This is a genomic window from Paenibacillus sp. sgz302114 (assembly GCF_056120345.1).
In genome coordinates, this window is record NZ_JBVYOI010000001.1 from 547,786 (window position 1) to 564,888 (window position 17,103).

General features: G+C 52.1%; 17 protein-coding genes and 2 tRNA genes. 14 read left to right on the top strand and 5 right to left on the bottom strand.

The features are described from left to right. Window positions 1-146 precede the first annotated feature (146 nt). The 3 genes from AC0LWF_RS02515 to AC0LWF_RS02525 are packed head-to-tail and all read left to right on the top strand — an operon-like array spanning window position 147 to window position 5,971. Window positions 147-1,289 carry a glycosyltransferase family 4 protein gene (locus AC0LWF_RS02515; protein ID WP_474649989.1) on the top strand — a complete coding sequence of 381 codons (1,143 nt, stop codon included), beginning with the start codon at window positions 147-149 and terminating at the stop codon, window positions 1,287-1,289. A gap of 15 nt (window positions 1,290-1,304) precedes the next feature. Further along, entirely contained in the window at window positions 1,305-2,657 is a 1,353-nt protein-coding gene (locus AC0LWF_RS02520) for a metallophosphoesterase family protein (protein ID WP_474649990.1), read from the top strand. Next, window positions 2,654-5,971, top strand: coding sequence for an AAA family ATPase (locus tag AC0LWF_RS02525; protein WP_474649991.1), 3,318 nt, complete (start codon window positions 2,654-2,656; stop codon window positions 5,969-5,971). Before AC0LWF_RS02520 ends, AC0LWF_RS02525 begins: the two co-directional genes overlap by 4 nt. A gap of 111 nt (window positions 5,972-6,082) precedes the next feature. On the opposite strand, the gene AC0LWF_RS02530 is transcribed toward AC0LWF_RS02525, so the two are convergent. Then, window positions 6,083-7,123 (bottom strand): YkvI family membrane protein, encoded by a 1,041-nt coding sequence (locus AC0LWF_RS02530; RefSeq protein WP_474650451.1) that lies wholly within the window; start codon window positions 7,121-7,123, stop codon window positions 6,083-6,085. Between the two features lie 108 nt (window positions 7,124-7,231). Between AC0LWF_RS02530 and AC0LWF_RS02535 the strand changes: the two genes are divergently transcribed. Further along, the gene (locus tag AC0LWF_RS02535) at window positions 7,232-8,518 is read left to right on the top strand and encodes an ArsB/NhaD family transporter (RefSeq protein ID WP_474649992.1); all 1,287 of its coding nucleotides are present in this window, start codon (window positions 7,232-7,234) and stop codon (window positions 8,516-8,518) included. Here AC0LWF_RS02535 and AC0LWF_RS02540 read toward each other — a convergent pair. Continuing rightward, window positions 8,504-9,172 carry a hypothetical protein gene (locus AC0LWF_RS02540; RefSeq protein ID WP_474649993.1) on the bottom strand — a complete coding sequence of 223 codons (669 nt, stop codon included), beginning with the start codon at window positions 9,170-9,172 and terminating at the stop codon, window positions 8,504-8,506. The two genes, AC0LWF_RS02535 and AC0LWF_RS02540, sit on opposite strands and share 15 nt — an antisense overlap. Window positions 9,173-9,429: 257 nt before the next feature. On the opposite strand from AC0LWF_RS02540, the gene AC0LWF_RS02545 reads away from it, so the two are divergent. From AC0LWF_RS02545 to AC0LWF_RS02560, 4 genes are all read left to right on the top strand, one after another. Further along, complete coding sequence (locus tag AC0LWF_RS02545; RefSeq protein ID WP_474649994.1) at window positions 9,430-9,999, top strand: xanthine phosphoribosyltransferase; 570 nt, start codon at window positions 9,430-9,432, stop codon at window positions 9,997-9,999. Between the two features lie 77 nt (window positions 10,000-10,076). Continuing rightward, a complete protein-coding gene (locus AC0LWF_RS02550) occupies window positions 10,077-10,397 on the top strand; it encodes a hypothetical protein (protein ID WP_474649995.1) in 321 nt (106 codons plus the stop codon). Between the two features lie 95 nt (window positions 10,398-10,492). After that, a complete protein-coding gene (locus tag AC0LWF_RS02555; protein ID WP_474649996.1) occupies window positions 10,493-10,702 on the top strand; it encodes a hypothetical protein in 210 nt (69 codons plus the stop codon). Between the two features lie 229 nt (window positions 10,703-10,931). Then, window positions 10,932-11,018, top strand: a tRNA-Leu gene (locus AC0LWF_RS02560). 386 nt (window positions 11,019-11,404) lie between these two features. Here AC0LWF_RS02560 and AC0LWF_RS02565 read toward each other — a convergent pair. Together AC0LWF_RS02565 and AC0LWF_RS02570 are read right to left on the bottom strand one after the other, a co-directional pair. Next, entirely contained in the window at window positions 11,405-11,728 is a 324-nt protein-coding gene (locus AC0LWF_RS02565) for a hypothetical protein (RefSeq protein WP_474649997.1), read from the bottom strand. A gap of 90 nt (window positions 11,729-11,818) precedes the next feature. Further along, window positions 11,819-12,214 (bottom strand): winged helix-turn-helix transcriptional regulator, encoded by a 396-nt coding sequence (locus tag AC0LWF_RS02570; RefSeq protein WP_474649998.1) that lies wholly within the window; start codon window positions 12,212-12,214, stop codon window positions 11,819-11,821. Between the two features lie 159 nt (window positions 12,215-12,373). Between AC0LWF_RS02570 and AC0LWF_RS02575 the strand changes: the two genes are divergently transcribed. The 6 genes from AC0LWF_RS02575 (at window position 12,374) to AC0LWF_RS02600 (ending at window position 16,242) form a co-directional block, all read left to right on the top strand. Beyond that, entirely contained in the window at window positions 12,374-12,727 is a 354-nt protein-coding gene (locus tag AC0LWF_RS02575) for a DoxX family protein (RefSeq protein WP_474649999.1), read from the top strand. A gap of 12 nt (window positions 12,728-12,739) precedes the next feature. Next, window positions 12,740-13,507 carry a DODA-type extradiol aromatic ring-opening family dioxygenase gene (locus tag AC0LWF_RS02580; protein WP_474650000.1) on the top strand — a complete coding sequence of 256 codons (768 nt, stop codon included), beginning with the start codon at window positions 12,740-12,742 and terminating at the stop codon, window positions 13,505-13,507. Window positions 13,508-13,615: 108 nt separating this feature from the next. Beyond that, window positions 13,616-13,699, top strand: a tRNA-Leu gene (locus tag AC0LWF_RS02585). 145 nt (window positions 13,700-13,844) lie between these two features. Next, window positions 13,845-14,765 carry a glycoside hydrolase family 43 protein gene (locus tag AC0LWF_RS02590; RefSeq protein WP_474650452.1) on the top strand — a complete coding sequence of 307 codons (921 nt, stop codon included), beginning with the start codon at window positions 13,845-13,847 and terminating at the stop codon, window positions 14,763-14,765. A gap of 91 nt (window positions 14,766-14,856) precedes the next feature. Then, entirely contained in the window at window positions 14,857-15,270 is a 414-nt protein-coding gene (locus AC0LWF_RS02595) for an exosporium protein C (RefSeq protein ID WP_474650001.1), read from the top strand. Window positions 15,271-15,423: 153 nt separating this feature from the next. Continuing rightward, on the top strand, window positions 15,424-16,242 hold the full coding sequence (locus tag AC0LWF_RS02600; RefSeq protein WP_474650002.1) for a divergent polysaccharide deacetylase family protein: 819 nt from the start codon (window positions 15,424-15,426) through the stop codon (window positions 16,240-16,242). Here the strand turns inward: AC0LWF_RS02600 and AC0LWF_RS02605 are convergent. Further along, complete coding sequence (locus tag AC0LWF_RS02605) at window positions 16,210-16,965, bottom strand: N-acetylmuramoyl-L-alanine amidase family protein (protein ID WP_474650003.1); 756 nt, start codon at window positions 16,963-16,965, stop codon at window positions 16,210-16,212. The genes AC0LWF_RS02600 and AC0LWF_RS02605 overlap by 33 nt on opposite strands. Window positions 16,966-17,103: the final 138 nt, after the last annotated feature.

The window sequence follows — 17,103 nt, forward strand, 5'->3', positions numbered from 1 at the left end:
CCTAATTATGAGAGTAGACGCACGGTGCAGGATACAGTCGGTTAAGGCCGGCACATCAGCTTTACAGAAACGTATGTTCTAGTATATCATGTTTTTGGCAGGTCGAGAAGTATAATGCAGGTTTGTTTGAGGAGGTTCGCGGGCACATGAATATTTTGCAGGCATTGTTTTTCCCACCGGAGCAACCGGGCGGCGTGTCCTCAATGGTCCCATATATTCAAGAACGTTTCAATAAGCTCGGCTGGGATATGGAGCTGTTCTCGCTGCCGAAACGAGTACGTGGCAAAGGTCAGGAACGTGTCACATTCGATACTTTCGATATAAGCATTTATGAGGGTAACCCTATTATTGATAAATATTTGCAAACCTACCGTGACTACGTTTGGTGGACGAAGCTGCGGCTGAACAAGACATACGATCTCATCCACGCGCATCATCCGATTCCGGCGCTTGTTATGAAGCAGCTGTTCCCTGATACGCCGCTTGTCATGACGATTCACTCGAGTTATGAGCGAGAGCTTATTCTGAATGGCAAAATCATCGAAGGCGGCATGGAGCATAAGTTCCTCACGTCGATCTACCGCGAGATTGAATCGAAGGCTGAGCGGATTTTGACGGCTTCGGATTCGTTCCGCAATTACATGCGTCCATATGTCAATGATGCCGACCGGATCGTTGTCATCCCGAACGGCTTCGATGAGAAGCGATTTAAGCCGATTTCCCACGAAAATGCGGTCGTGCAGCTCATTACCGTCTGCCGGCTCGTTCCGGCGAAAGGGCTTGATATACTGCTTCACGCCTGCGCTCAGCTGAAGGAACGCGGCCAGCCGTTTGTCCTTCATATTATCGGTGACGGGCCAATAAGGCCGGAACTGGAGCAGCTGGCGCAGCAGCTGAATTTGTATGACGATATTATTTTTTACGGCTATATGCTGCATCCGGAAGAGTTCATGCCGTTCTTCGACGTCTTCGTGCTCCCTTCGCGGGCAGAGGCGTTCGGATCGGTGTTCGCGGAGGCAGCGCTCTGCTGGCTAGCGCTCGTCGGCACGAATGTCGGCGGTATTGCCGAACAGATCGATGACGGCATTAACGGCTTGCTAGTCGAACCGGAGAATCCGACCGCGCTGGCGAATGCGCTGGAGAAAGTGGTATCGGATCCGGATTTCCGCTATAACATGGCAAGAGCGGCTTGGAACAAAGCCAAAAAGGCTTATTCGCTGCAGCGCGTAATCGCTCAGTTGAAGCAAGTATACACCGAGATCAATCCAGTTAAGGAAGAGTTGGAATAGAGGGGAACAGGTGACATGGGAGTAACATTTCGATTCATGCACGCAGCTGATTTGCATGTAGACAGTCCGTTTCGCGGATTGACGGATGCTCCGGCTCATGTGCGAGAAGCGCTCCAGATGTCCACCTTTCAGGCCGTTCGAAATTTAGTGGATACGGCGCTGTCAGAAGCGGTAGATTTCGTCGTCATTGCGGGCGATCTCTACGATTCTGCGGACCGCTCGCTGCGTGCGCAATTGTATTTGCAGCGGGAATGGCAGAGGCTGCACGCCAACGGTGTGCAGCTTTTTGTCATTCATGGCAACCATGATCCGTTGTCCGGACAAAGAGCGAAGCTAGAATGGCCAGAGTCCGTTTATTTCTTCGGTACGGAGAAGGTGGAGAAAGCAGCCGCTTACACGAAGTCAGGGGAGCTTGCCGCGCATGTACATGGCATCTCGTATGGGACAAGATCGGTCACCGATAATTTGGCTGCAACGTATCGCGCAGATCATGGGAGCGGCGTCTATCAGATCGCTATGCTGCATGGCAATGTAGATGGGCAGCAGGGGCATGATCCCTATGCGCCGTGCAGCTTGTCAGAGCTGGCTGGTTCGGGGTTTCATTATTGGGCGCTCGGACATATCCATCGGCGAGAGGTGCTGCATACTTTTCCGCATGTCGTCTATTCGGGAAACACACAAGGCAGACACTCCAAGGAAACCGGTGCAAAAGGGGCCTATATCGTCGATGTGTCCGCGTCATTTGATACGGAGCTTAAGTTCGTGCCTCTCGATACGGTAAGGTGGGAAAATGCTGTCATTGCAATTGATGGCATTGAATCGGAGCAAGCTTTGCTAGGCGTGTTGGAACAAGCGGTCACCTCCATTGCAGCTGATTGCGAGAGACGGTGCTGTATGCTGAGATTGAGCCTGCAGGGCAGAGGGCCGCTGCATCACCAATTATCAGAGGCTGCATTTATACAAGAGCTGCTTCATGGCATTCGAGTGCGGATCTCTGATTTGCTTGAAGTACATGACGATGCTGCCGAGCCGTGGTGCTGGGTGTATCAGATCGATGCGGAGTCCGGCGCTGAGCTTGATTATGAGATGATTGCAAAAGAGGATAGCTTCACCGGCGAGCTAATCCGAAGCAGCTTGTTCATAGAGGCAGATGAAGCTGCGCTCGAAGAACTGGCGAGTGAAGCGCTGCAGCCTCTGCATGCGAATGCAAGGCTGCGAAAGCTCGTTCGGCAAATGCAGGGGGAGCGGGCTCTTCAATGGCTCGCTAACGCAAGAGAGCTGGCTGCGGGACTGTTGATGGAGGATTCGCCATTAAAAACATCCGAAAAACAAGCAGAATCGGGGCTAGAGGGAGGCGATAAGGCATGAAGCTGCGGGGCTTGCATATTGATGGCTTCGGCAAGCTTAGCGATCGAGCGTATCGCTTCGATGCGCCTGTTACGATCGTCTATGGCCCGAATGAAGCGGGAAAGAGCACAATGATGAGCTTTATTCGCTCGATGCTGTTCGGCTTTGCGAGCAAAGGCAATCCGGCAGAGCGGCTGGAGCCAGTGAACGGTGGTCGCCATGGCGGGAGATTGTTTTTTGAAAATACCGCCGGGGTCCGTTATGTGCTGGAGCGCTTTGGAGAGGCATCCAGCAAAATCAATGTCCGAATCGAGCAAAATGAAGAAGTACATAGCGCTTACAGTGGGGCAACACTTTCAGCTGAAGTGCTTACACAGCAGCAGTGGGAGAGAATGTTTCTTGGCGGTGTCAACGAGCGTTTGTTTCGCGAGCTGTACGCCATTACGCTATCAGAGCTGCAAGCAATCGGGATGCTCGAAGGGGACGAGCTTGGTAAACAATTGTATCACGCCGGATGGAATGGCGGTGGCGCCATTGCAAAGACGGAGAAGCTGCTAACCGCGCAGCAAGACAGTCTGTATCGGCCTCGAGGCAGCACGCAGCAGATGAATAAGCTCGTGAGATCGCTGGAAGAGACGGAAGCGCAGCTGAGACAGCTGGAGGATGGAATCGCTGCGTACAATGCGCTATCCGAGGAATTAGCTGGCGCGGAAGCGGAGCTTGATCAGATCGATTGTCAGCTGCCAATGCTGCGCGAGCGCGAGCAACTGCTTGCGAGAGCGTGCGAGCTGTGGGAGATTTGGGTGGAGCGGCTGGCGCTGCTTCATGAGCAGGCGGCAATTGGGACTTCGATGCCTAGGCTCGCCGCGGATACGCGTTCTCGCTGGGAACTTATTGCGGCAGAGCTTTATCGCTTGAAGCAGGAGCTGGAGCAATCGAATACGATTGCGGAGCGGCTGCGTCGGGAATTTAGCACTCTGACTGTCGATGAAGAGCTGTTGGCAAGAAAGACTGAGATTGAGTCGCTTATGTTGTCGGTGGAATCCATGAACGCAGCTCGTCAATCGCTCGTTGAGCTGAGCGCAGAAGCGAGGGAAGATATTGAAGCTGTGCACCGGTTAATCGGCCAAATCTCGCCGGAATGGAACGAAGCCTCGCTGCGCTCGTTTCAGTCCGGTGTAGCGGAGCGGGAAGCGGTTCGGGTATTTCGAGCTGCGCTTCAGGAGCGAGACAAAGCACTCCGCCTAGCTGAAGCGGAGCTTCGTGCAGCTGCTGTGCAGCTGAAGGAAGCGGATTCGCAGCTTGTGGAGCTGGATGCGATTGGTGGACAAGCTACAGAGCAGGAGATAGAGCTGCTTCCTCAGACATTGGAGGCGCTGCGAAGCGCATCCAGACAATTCGAGGAAGCTTGGCATGTGCTTGAGCTTGCGCAGGTTCGCGCGCAAGCGGGTTCTGTTGCGGTGTCGCGGGGGCGTGTGCCTGACGCCGCGTATTGGGTTGCCAGCGGGGTAATGGCCGCTGGTGCTGTTTTGTTAGCCGCGGCAGGCCAGCCTGCCGCGGCAGCAGCCGCCGGTGCTCTGGCGGCTGCGCTGGCGGCACCGCCGCTGCTGCGCCTTGCGCAGCGGCAGCCGCAAGCCGCTGCCGCAGGCGCGCGCGCCATGGCTGCGCCGCCGGGCCGCGGCGGCCGCGCGCGGCGCGGGCGTGCGCCAGCGCTAGCGGCGGCAGCGGCTGCGGCGCATGCGCAGCCGCTTGCAGCCGCGCAGCGGCGCGTCGCGGCCGCGCTGCAGCAGCTCGCGCGCGAAGCCGAGCCGCTGCTGCACGGCCTGCTCGCGGCGAGCGCAGCGCCGCCGCAGGCGCTTGCTGCGGCGCACAGCGAAGCCGCAGCAGCGGCGCAGGGGTCGCCGCTTCGCGGCTGCTCCGGCGCCGCCGGGGGCGCAGCGCCGCTGCTCTCGCGCCTGCGCGCAGCGATCGACGCGCGGCAGGACGAGCTCCGCGCGAGCGCCAGCGCCGCGGAGCGCGCTCGCGAGCTCGCGCGCCGGCAAGCTCGGCTGCGCGCGCAGCAAGAAGCTGCAACAGCCGCGGCAGAGCACGCGGCCGAAGCGGCGGAAGCAATCGCGGCCAAGTGGCGCGATTGGCTAACGGCAAGGTCGCTTCAGGCGGAGCTATCGCCTGAAGCTGCCCTTGAAACATACGATCTCGCTGAGCAGGCCCAGCTTCGATTACAAGCCTATGACCGCGCCGCGAGCAAGGCGGCGCGAATCGAACAGCAGCTTGCTGATTTCGAGCAAGCCGTCTTCGGACTGTCCGAAGCGTTCCCGGCAATCTGTTATCGGGCGCACGGCGATGCTGCAGCGGCACTTCGACTGCTGCAGGCAGAGCTGGACAAGCAAAGCTTGCTTGAGCGGCAGAAGAGAGAGCTTAAACGTCAGCTAGCTGATCAAGAACTATTGCTTGAACAACAGAGCAAGCATGCCGAGGAACAAGGCAATAAACAGCAGCAGTGGTTCCAAGCTGCACATGCGGCTGATGAGCTCGAATGGCTCGATGCGCTGGAGCGCTCTGAGCGGCTTGCAGCGATTGAGAATGCACGATTCAAGCTGGATGCCCAGTTGACTGCGGGTTTAACAAATGCGCAGCGTGAGCAGCTTGAGAGCTGGTATACGATCTATGATGGAACGCAGCTTGAACGCATGAAGACTGAGGCTGAAGAGGAGTTGTCGCAACACGAGGCGCGAAACGTAGAGCTGCTGGAGCATGTTGGACGCAAGCGGCAGCGTATGGAGCAGCTTCTTCAAAACAGCGACAGGCAGCGATTGACGATGGAGCGCGAGCAGGCGACTGCAACGCTAGAGCAGCTTATTGACCGCTACGCTGTCTTGTCCTTCAGCATGGCGATGATTCGCCGTACGAAACGAGTGATGGAGGAGCAGCGGCAGCCGGCGGTTCTACGCGAAGCGTCGAGACTGATGAGCATCATGTCTGACGGCAAATACAAACGGATTTGGATGCATGAAGAGAAACAGGCTATCTCCCTGGAGACGGAAGGCAGCCGAATGATTGAAAGTATGTATTTGAGCCGAGGGACTGCTGAACAGCTGTATCTCGCCATGCGGCTCGCTCTTGCCGAAGAGGCCTCTTCATCCTCAAGCGCATTGCCGCTCATTCTCGATGATCCGCTTGTCAATTTCGATTACGGACGGCTGATCGGATCGGCAGCTGTTCTGAGGGAGCTGGCCGAGCGAAGACAGATCATTCTTTTCACCTGCCACGATCATATGCGGGACGCATTGCTAAGCGTTATCCCAGATGCAGCCATCATTGAACTTATAACATAGCCGCCTAGGCTTCACAATCACATTTAAGAGTTCTCCCGCCGTCTAGGCTTCCGGATCTCATTCACGATTTCACCTGCCTCCTAGACCGCTTATCTCTTTGTCGCTCCCACCCTACTCCCCAGCCGGAGGTCGCTGCCGGATGAGCAGCACCAGCCATCCGAGGCTGATTAGTCCGAACAACGGGTAGAGCGTCGAGAGCAGCGGACCGAAACCGATCTGGCTGGCAACGTAGCAGCAAGCGAGGGTTATAATCGTGAGCAGCGTCCGAGAGATTTTTAGCCGCTCCTGAAGCTGCAAGGTCAAGCCATAGATGTCCGCGATGAGCGTCGTGAAGATTTCTGCGAAGATCAGGAAGATATAGATCCACTGAATGCCATGCCCGAGCTCGCGCGCGATGCCGCCCATCGGGATGGCGTATTGCTGGATGCCAGGCATATAGACGGACAAGGCGATATGGCCAGCGATCAGCATGAAGCCGATGCCGATGCCGCCGACCCAGGAGCCGTATACAATCGTTTTACGGTCACGCATTTCCGCCCCGAGCGGAACAAGCACGGCTTGTGCCATAGAGAGATTGAACGCAGCATACAAGAACGGTGAAGCCCAGATCGAGAGCAGCGAATGATCGCTGCTTAGAAGCAGCCATCTGTCCGAGCCCGGCGTTTGCACCGTATCAATAATAATGAGCACGGTGAACAGAAGCATAATAGGTACGACGATGGCATTGACAGCCAGAATGGCATTCATTCCTTTGCGAAGCAGCAGGAAGCAGCCGAAGATTGTAATTAAAAGTCCTGACTGATAGGAGATATTCCAGTTTTCCGAGAATATTGAGCCTGCGCCTGCGAGCATGACGGCACATACGCCGAACAGCATAAGCAGCATGAAATGGCTGACCCATCGTCCGTAACGCTCGCCGAACAGCACTTTATTGACATCTTCATACGATTTGGCGCGGATATCGCTGCCAATAAGCATCATTTTGGCGCCAAGCCATACAAACATAAGGGTCGCCATTATAATGGTTATTGCACCAGGTAAACCGAACCGTGTGAAAAACTGCAATATTTCTTGGCCAGTTGCAAACCCTGCGCCAACAATTGTACCCATATACGTAAAAGCAATTTGTAGTACCTTGCTCGTCCGCTTCATCATCTAAGCCACAACCTCCTATTTCCCAAACGATACCTAATAACAAGGTATGTCCAAAGAGGGACGGGCATGACTATTATGACAGGTTAGCGAGTTGATCCTACTTTCATGAACATTGCAATTGCAGTTAGTGTCTTCTCTGCCTCACTTGCACTTATTGTTTGGCGACCTCGAGGCATTCATGAAGCTATTATTGCGCTAATCGGCGCGCTCCTATTATTCGCAGCAAGACTGCTTGCGCCTTCGGACGCGGCATATATATGGAGCTTTGTCTGGGACGCGACATTCTCGCTCATTGGCATTATGCTATTTACTTCGCTGCTGGATGCGAACGGCTTCTTCCGGTGGGCAGCGCTTCATATCGTACGAAGGTTTCACCATCATCAGTTAACGCTGCTTGTGCTGCTGTGCTTACTCGCTGCTGGCATTACGATCTTCTTCAACAATGATGGCACGATTCTCATCATGATCCCGATCGTGCTTGAAGTCACATCGCTGCTCGCATTATCGCGCAAGTCGAGGATCGCTTTTTTGTTAGGCGTCGGGTTTATAGCGGATACAGCAAGCGCGCCGCTTATGATGAGCAATTTGACGAACATTTTAACAGCCGATTTCTTCGAAATATCGTTTGGCGAGTATGCGAGAACGATGCTGCTGCCTGGCTTAAGCGCCATTGTCGGAACTGTAGTTGTAACGGTTGCCTATTTTGGGCGGAGTATTCGGAGAGAAGAACATAGGTCAGATGCGCCCCAATCGTTTCCCGTGCCGGCATCCGTTATTGGAAGTAGATCGCTGTTCATCTTATCGTGGGTGATTATGGCTGCAATGCTGGTGGGGTACTTTCTCGCGGAGCGGATACATTTGCCGGTGGCAGCAATCGCGCTCGGTGGAGCGGCGATTCAATGGGCGGCAAGCTTGCTTGCCCGGCAAGGGGATTTCCAGCGTACGGTAAGACAAACGCCGTGGCTAATAATCGTCTTCGCGCTGTCGATGAATCTGATTGTGTACAGCTTATATTTGCATGGCGCAATATCATGGTTTCCTGAGCTGCTTGAGCCTTTGGTGAAGCATGGTGAGTTCGTCGGAATCGTCAGTTCGGGGATTGTCTTCTCATTGCTGAGCGCGGCGGTTAACAATTTGCCTGCTGTCCTCGTGTCCTCGCTCTCGATCGAACATATGGCAGGACCGCATTACTTGCCGTTTGCAAGCCTCCTTGGAACTTCAGTAGGCGCGAAGCTGACCCCGATCGGGTCGCTCGCCACGCTGCTCTGGATGCAACTGCTCCGTAGAGGCGGCATCGAAATCTCCTGGCGGGAGTACGGCAAGTTAGGCTTGCTGCTGACGATGCCCATTCTGTTCGTTGCGCTTGTCACGCTTTGGCTAGTTTGGATTTGAGAACAGCTTAATGGAGAGAACCGTATTATTGGCAGGGTCAAGATCGAACTTCAGCAACGCACCGGTTCCTTTGTATGCAAGAACGCTCGCGGTTTGAATATCTGGTTTGCCGAGCGATTTAACTACAGCATTCTGGCTGTCGCCAACGATCAGCCCATTCAATCCTGTAGGTGTGCTCTTGTCAAATACGTCGACGAACTTGACCTTCTTATCGGCACCGTAGCCGACGGAGAAAGCGGCATATTCGGACACAGTGACGGACTCTTTATCATCATCTATCTTATAGTTGTCCGAAGGCTTGCCGAGCTTGCTGTCCCAAGTCGCTTTGGGGTCGCCGATGGCAATGCCGATGAGGTTAGGGGCTTTCGGGTCCCACTTCTTCTCGTTCTTCGCTGAAGGTGACTTAGCTGAAGCCTTCGTAGGGGTCGAGGTGGACTCTGTCGTTGCATCAGCAACTGTTGTCGCATCGTTATTTGAGGGAGTCTCGCCAGAAGTGGCATCAGCTGTAGATAGGTTTGTATCCAGCGCTTTTTGCGGACTGTCTGACTGCTCATTCGTTGAAGCAGAATTGATGCGGCTCACCACTGTATTATCGTTGTTTTCCTGTGAGAAATCGCCGGTGCCGAGCTGACAACCTGCCATGAGAAGTAGCAAGAGGCATGCTGCCCCGGTTAAAGCAGGTTTTTTTATTAAGTGTATCGAAATCATATCCATGTGCATTAGCACCACCTGTATGTTCTGCAGAACACGCTCTATTTGTCAGCGTTTCTCGTATCCAATTAGACGCTCATTTTGGAAGAAAGTTGCAGTGAATTTGTTTTGCATTGCTATTTTTGCACCTGTAAGTTGCACACCTCAGGGTACATATGGTAACTTTAACGGAAAAGATTTTTACGGTGGAGGTTTGGCGAATGGAACTGTTAAAAGAACGCATACTGCGCGAGGCTTCTATTCTAAATCAGGACGTCCTGAAGCTGGATGCATTGCTTAATCATCAGGTCGATCCGCTGTTAACGCAAGAGATGGGCAAGGAGTTCGCGCGCCTCTATGCCGAGACTCCGATTACGAAGGTCATAACGGTGGAATCCTCTGGTATTCCTGTTGCTTACGCGACAGCGCTTGCCCTTGGCGTACCGCTCGTGTTCGCTAGACGGAAGAAGACGCTAATCGCTGACCCGGATGCTTACTGCGAGCGCGTGCCTTCTTTTACGAAAGGAATTGTAACGGATATTATGGTTTCCCGTCAATTCTTAAATGCGGATGATACGGTCCTCTTTATTGATGATATTATTGCGAACGGCGATGCAGCGCGCGGCCTGATCAAGATTATAGAGCGCTCTGGCGCGAAGCTTGCCGGACTTGGTATCGTAGTGGAGAAATCATTCCAGTCAGGAGCGCGTACGATCCGCGAACAAGGAATCCGCGTCGAGTCGCTCGCGAAGATCTCCTCCCTGGACGGCGGTCAAATTCGCTTCGAATAATACCAAGATTCAGTATCTTTCCACGCGCTCTGATTTGACTTATAATGTTCATAAGTAATGGAGGGAGGCGTCAATATATGGGTAAACTTACAGCAGATTACTTAATTAGCAAATTGTCGGACGCGAAAATTCATTTCGAACGTGCACTCGACTGCAAGCATACTGAATTTGATGACTTGTACCCTTATATGATTGAGCACCCGCAGTTCTTCTGGTATAAACGTTATGTCGCATGGTCGGAGCTACTGACAATTGTGAAGCTTGCCGAAGAGCTAGAGATTGACTGGAAAGAACAGTTTTCCGAGAAGCAAACGGAGTATATTGCGAGTCGTGTCATGTCGTCCCGTGTGTTGGATGAATGGTATGAGACGAATGACTCCAAGGAGCATGTCGGTTAGCGAGAACGAGAACCGGAAGCCTCAGGGCAGGAGCAATCCTCCGCGCCCCTGAGGTTTTTTTATAACGATGAAGGATAGAGGAGTGGAATGCAATCGTGATTTCCGAAGAACAGCTGGATCAATACCGGATAGAAGGGATCTCACTCCGTGTCGTTCGTGACGGCATGGAGGCCAATGATGTGATGGGCATCGTCGTTGCCTGGGACGCAGATAGCGTCGTCATCCGTAAACGCAATCGTAAAGTGGTGAAGCTTAGCCGTGGCTATATTTATGAGCCGGTTACCGCGCCAAGAACGCAGCTGTAGCCATAGCACGAAGGGACGAAGCCACCCTAACCTTTAAGAGGAGCTCGCAGGCATCATGTTCTGGGAGTATTGCTGTGATACCACGTACCGGCTGCTGGATGCTATTCATCGTGGTTTTGAATCTGGTATTAAGAAATAAATAAAAAAGATAGGTTATCGGTTGACTTGTCATTTAGGATTATGGTATATTAATTTTCGTTGCTTCACTTGGAAGCAATCACTGCAAGATGCGGTCGTGGCGGAATTGGCAGACGCGCTAGATTCAGGTTCTAGTGTCAGCAATGACGTGGAGGTTCGAGTCCTCTCGACCGCACCATATAACAAACACAACTCTTCGAAGCTTTCGAAGAGTTTTTTTATGTTCTCATTATGCAATCCTGTTAGCCTAAAGAGTGCGGTATTCATATGCTGAGAGGACATGTAGCCGTTCTTCGGAATGATAAGGTGGCAAGCCCACTCCGGGCTAACGAATCGTATAGCGCTTAGTTAGTCGATTTCGACAGGTTAATTCGGCTAACGAACTGGGGGCACGTTATTGCCCTGATTTTGCTACCTAAATGGCTCAAAACTGCGGAATAACTTTACCTGAGTTCGTTAGCGACCCAAACTATCCAAAATTGCTCAAATAACGCTATCTGAGCTCGTTAGCGGGGGAGCAGGGCTGTGAAGATTCGTTGCAGTGGCAATGAGGTCCGACTTTCATTAACAATTCTTCGACTTATCCGAGGAGTTTTTCTTATGTCGTCTAAACGAGATTCCGCCAAAACCGCTGATGACCGCAATGTAGAATCCGGCATCATACCACCATCCGATGTTGTGGGCTTCATATACTCGGATGTGGTGTTTGAATATGCCGATAATGAGGGAGATAGGTGCAATCCAGCCGTGCCATATGCCCCAGAAGAATCCTGCGGGACGATCGGCGTTGTTGACGCCGTCGCCTGGCACACAGCCTGTTAATGTTAATACAGTTACAGTCAGCAGCATCAGGATGAATAGCGCTCTTACTCTTATTTTCATTTTCATATTCAGCACCTGCCTTTCTTTGTATGAATCTATTCATAAAAGGACGACCCCATGCACCTCGGTGCAGCTGATCGTCCCTTTTTCTTATCGCTATTTAGCTTCAACCTCAACAATGTCGTTGTTCGCGCTTTTGTTCACGACTTCTTGGTCAGGCTGCGCCTCTCCGTGTAATTTGTGGAGGTGTTGAATATGTGCCTTGCCCCAATCATTCATGGCCATAAGAACCGGCATTAAGCCCTTGCTGTGCTCGGTCATAGAGTATTCGACCTTCGGCGGAATTTGCATATAGATTTTCCGGTGTACGATATCGTGGTATTCGAGTTCCCGCAGCTGCGTCGTCAGCATCTTCTTCGTAATTTCCGGCAAAGCTCGCTGCAGCTCGCTGAATCGCATCGTTCCGTTCAAGAAAAGATGATACATGATCGAAGGCTTCCATTTGCCGCCCAAAATTTCCAGTACCTTTGTGAACTCACAGTTCTCAGACATTAGCTTAGGATTCTCCTTAGGTATCTTTTTGTATACTATGTCACATTAATGTGCCTACTTCTCAATATTGTCCCTAGAGGCTATTATACATCCATAACATACACGCATTCAAATTGAAGGCAATGTTGTTAAAAATAACCGATAAGGGGAGAATGAAACGTGAATATTGCACTTTGGGTTATGCAAGGGATATTGGCACTGGCGTTCCTTATGGGCGGCATGATGAAAGCATTCCAGTATGAGAAGGTGAAGGTAAACATGCCTTGGGCACAAGATTATTCCAAGGGAATGGTCAATTTCATCGGTTGGTCAGAGTTGCTGGGAGCCATCGGTTTGATCGTACCATTCGCGACGGATGTAGCGCCAGTTCTCACTTCCATCGCAGCGATTGCACTCGCCGTAATCATGGTGCTGGCAATTGGCGTACATGCGAAGCGTAAAGAAAATCAAGCGATCGGAATGAACGTAATCTTCGTCGTGCTGCTTGTCATTGTTGCTGTTGGTCGCTGGTAGGAGGGGACTGCTATGATTTCACCTGTATTTCTGGCGCATGGATCGCCAATGACGATATTCGAGCAATCGGAATTTACTGCTTTTCTTAACCGTTATGGTAAAGAGAATCGTCCCAAAGCGATTGTAATCTTCTCCGCGCACTTCGAGAGCGAGATTACGACCATTGCCGCTACAGACGATGTTCATGAGATGGTATATGACTATTATGGGTTCCCGCCATCTTACTATCAGGTGCAATACCCGGCTAGAGGCTCGTCGATTGTCGCGAATATCGTAGAGGAACGGCTTCGCCGTCACAATATCCCCGTGCAGAAGAAGTATCGCGGGCTCGATCACGGCGTCTTTCCGATCATGATGCATGCCTATCCGGAAGCGGATATTCCCATTGTGCCTGTATCGGTTAACCCATTCTTGTCTCCGAGGGAGCATATCGCAATCGGCGAAGCTCTGCAGGGGCTTGAGAAGGATGGCATTCTTGTCATTGGAAGCGGGTTTCTGACGCATAATTTCAACGAGATTGATCGTGCAGGAGATGCTGCACCGCGGCAGTGGACTGTGGAATTTAGAGATTGGATTCGCGAGAAAGTACTGGCACGCGATATCGAATCGCTCAGCAAGTACGACACGCTGGCTCCGCATGCAAGACGCGGCGTTCCGCGAGCAGAGCATTTTGTGCCGCTGCTCATTGCGCTCGGGGCGAATACGCCGGGCAATGATATTCGTGTTCTGTACGATACGATTGAGCACGGATCGCTAAGCACGCTCAGCGTTCAGTTCTAGTTAGGGCGATCTGAATTTTTTCGGGAGTAGTGTTGACTTCACGTTAGTGACCGTGGTATATTAATTCTCGCCGCTTCTGAAGAAATGAAGAAGCTGCATATGAGATTTGCGGTCGTGGCGGAATTGGCAGACGCGCTAGATTCAGGTTCTAGTGTCAGCAATGACGTGGAGGTTCGAGTCCTCTCGACCGCATTACATGTAACACTAAAGCCCTTCAGATGATTCTGAAGGGCTTTTTTTTGTTTATACGAATTGATGATACTTCCTTTTTTTTGATATAATTGCCTCTACACCATAATCTGGTTCAACCAAAGGGAGAGTTACAGTGACTGAGAACATGTTGAAGTGCACGTCAGGCAATCCGATATTTGCAGGCTGGTATGCAGACCCTGAAGCTAGAATTTTTGATAACAAGTATTGGATTTATCCGACTTATTCCGCCCCTTATGAGGAGCAGACTCATTTCGATGCGTTCTATTCCTCGGATCTGATTGAATGGACGAAGGTTGATCGCATTCTCGAAATGAGCAGCATTTCGTGGGCGTGGAGAGCGTTATGGGCACCATCTCCGATTGAGCGCGGCGGCAAATATTATTATTATTTTGCGGCGAATGATATTCAGAGCGATGATGAGATCGGTGGCATTGGCGTAGCGGTAGCTGACCGGCCCGAAGGCCCTTATCGCGATGCGATTGGGAAGCCGCTTATTGATAAGTTCCACCACGGCGCTCAGCCCATCGATCCGCATGTCTTTATCGACGATGATGGAAGCGCATACTTATACTACGGCGGCTGGGGACATTGCAATGTCGTGAAGCTGAATGAAGATATGATCAGCATTGATAACTTTGAGGATGGCGATACGTTCAAGTCCGTAACTCCGGAGCATTTCGTTGAGGGGCCATGCATGATTAAGCGCGATGGCTTCTATTACTTCATGTGGGCGGAAGGCGGCTGGGGCGTGCCGGATTATTCGGTCGCGTACGCAAAAGCAACGTCGCCGCTTGGGCCGTTCGAGCGTGTAGGGAAGATTTTGCAGCAGAATCCGGAGGTTGCAACAAGCGCGGGGCATCATGGCATGATTCAAGTGCCTGGCACAGATGAGTGGATTATCGTCTACCATCGCCGCCCGCTTACGGAGACAGACCGGAATCACCGAGTCGTCTGCCTGGACCGCATGGAGTTTGAGGAGGATGGAAGCATTCGCCCTGTACAGCTGACGTTCGAAGGCGTTAGCGCGCGACCAATCGGAGATTAGCAGGCAGGCAGCGAATACAGCTCATCCACACCAAATGATTGCTATTTTCATAGATTAGCATTATCTGGCGATGGAAGGAGTTGTTGAACGAATGACACAAGTAATCTATTATAACGTGAGTGTACCTGCAGTTGTTACTGACCAGGTGCATATCGAAATTCCGCTTATGCCTGAGAAAGTAATTCTGGCTGAGCTAGGCATCTTTGTTGCTCCGCATTTCCCGAATAACCGTGTTGAGCTGAATGCCACAGTTGGTGTTGCAGGCGAAGGAGACAGCGTGACGCAATTGTTATTCCGCGTGTTTCGTGGCACTCAAGAGATCTTCTATGCCCTGCAAGGGGTGGAACCAGGCTATGAGAGAAACATGATTGTCAGTTTCCAAGTGATCGACATTAATGTATCTGCTGGCGCACACGGTTATTCCTTGTATGTGGAAAGATTGACTGAATCCGGTGCTGCAGTTATTGGTCCGATTAACCTCAGCGCAACTGTCTATGCAGTCTAACTCGAAATACAAAGCAACTGAAGAAGATGGGGATCAGCGATGATCCTCATCTTTTTCTTTTGCCCGCCACTCGCAACAAATACATAAATTTACCTATTCACACAAACAATGAAGGAGAGCGAGTATTGATACAACGAGAGGAACGTGTGCAAAATGACCCAGATGAAGCGGGCGAAATGGACAGGCTTATGCGGCATAATTGCTGCGAGCATGCTGCTTCTGCCGATTGGCGGCATTGCTAAGGCAAGTATACAGAGTGAATTGAAAGGCAACCGCCAGGTAGCCATTGTCATTGATGATTTCGGCAACAACATGACGGGAACGCCAGAGATGATGGAGCTCCCGGTTCATTTTACAGTGGCAGTGATGCCGTTCCTGCCGACGACGAAGCAGGATGCAGAGCTTGCGCATAAGCTCGGTCACGACGTGATCGTCCATATGCCGATGGAGCCGGTGCGCGGCAAGCCGGAGTGGCTTGGTCCTGGCGCGATTACAACCGCAATGAGCGACGAGGAGATTCGCAAACGCGTCGAAGAAGCGATTAGCGCCGTGCCGCATGCCGTCGGGATGAACAACCATATGGGCTCCAAAGTAACGGCAGATGAGCGGGTCATGCGCGTCGTGCTGTCCGTCGTGAAAGCGCATGGCATGTTCTTCCTCGACAGCCGAACAACCTTTAAGACGGTGCTGCCGAAGCTGACAGCAGAGCTTGGCGTACCTCTATTATCGAATCAAGTCTTCCTTGATGATGTATACACGGCCAGTCATATTTCGAAGCAGGTCGGCATTCTGCGGAAATATTTGGAGAATCATGACAGCTGTGTCACGATCGGCCATGTCGGCCCTCCGGGCAAGCTGACAGCTTCGGCGCTTAAAGCGAGCATTCCAGGGATGAAGCCGAATACAACGTTCGTCACTTTATCACAGATGATCGTTCCGTCAGCGGAGAAGGATATAATTCCGCACCCCTGAGTTGATCGCTTCTGCAAGCTGAACCTGCTTGCGAGGATCGATCAGCATTTCACGGTCGCCTTCGTGACTGAGAAATCCCAATTCTACGATGACGGCGGGCTGCTTAACGACGTTCAGCAGATAGAAAGGTTTGCCAACGCGCGGAAGTGCCCCCGTATTCTGTTTGCGGTTCAGCGCATCCTGGATGCAGAATGCAAGCAGCGCGCTCTCGCCCTCATTCTGATGGAGAACGAGCGGTCCGTGCTCCGTCTTGTCAGGCGCCCAATTGACATGAATGCTGACGAGGATACGCGTCTGGATTTCTTTGGTCAATTGGCTCCGCTGCGACAGGTCGCGTCTATGCCTTGAGCCGGCGGGGTTCCATCTATTGTCGTCGCTTAGCGCGTAGTCGGCATCACGGTTGAGAATAGCTTTAATGCCGCTTGCGCTTAGAAGCAAATAGAGCTTCTTCGCAATCGCGAGGTTGATGTCTTTCTCCAGCACATGTTCGTGATGAGCGCCGCCGTCAATGCCGCCATGTCCGACGTCGATCAGCACTTCCGCGCTTGGCAATGCCCGCTGGTAATCAGGCGGCAGCACTTGAGTGCTGGTATACTTTGCCGGTGCATCCAGCGGATAAGCGTCGGCGGCACATAATGCCGGCTGGGAGGAGCTAAGGGCGAGAACCGTGCAAATCGGTAAAATGAGTCGCATCAACTTTCGGTGAATGAGATCTACTGACATTGTTTATGCCATACCTCCAGTTCCAGAAGACTTTAGGTTAGCGTGGCACAGTCCGAGGAAACTCATTCATGTTTGAAAGAAATGATTAGCGGAGACACTGTAGATAAGCAATTCACAAGGGAAAAGGAGTGAAACGTT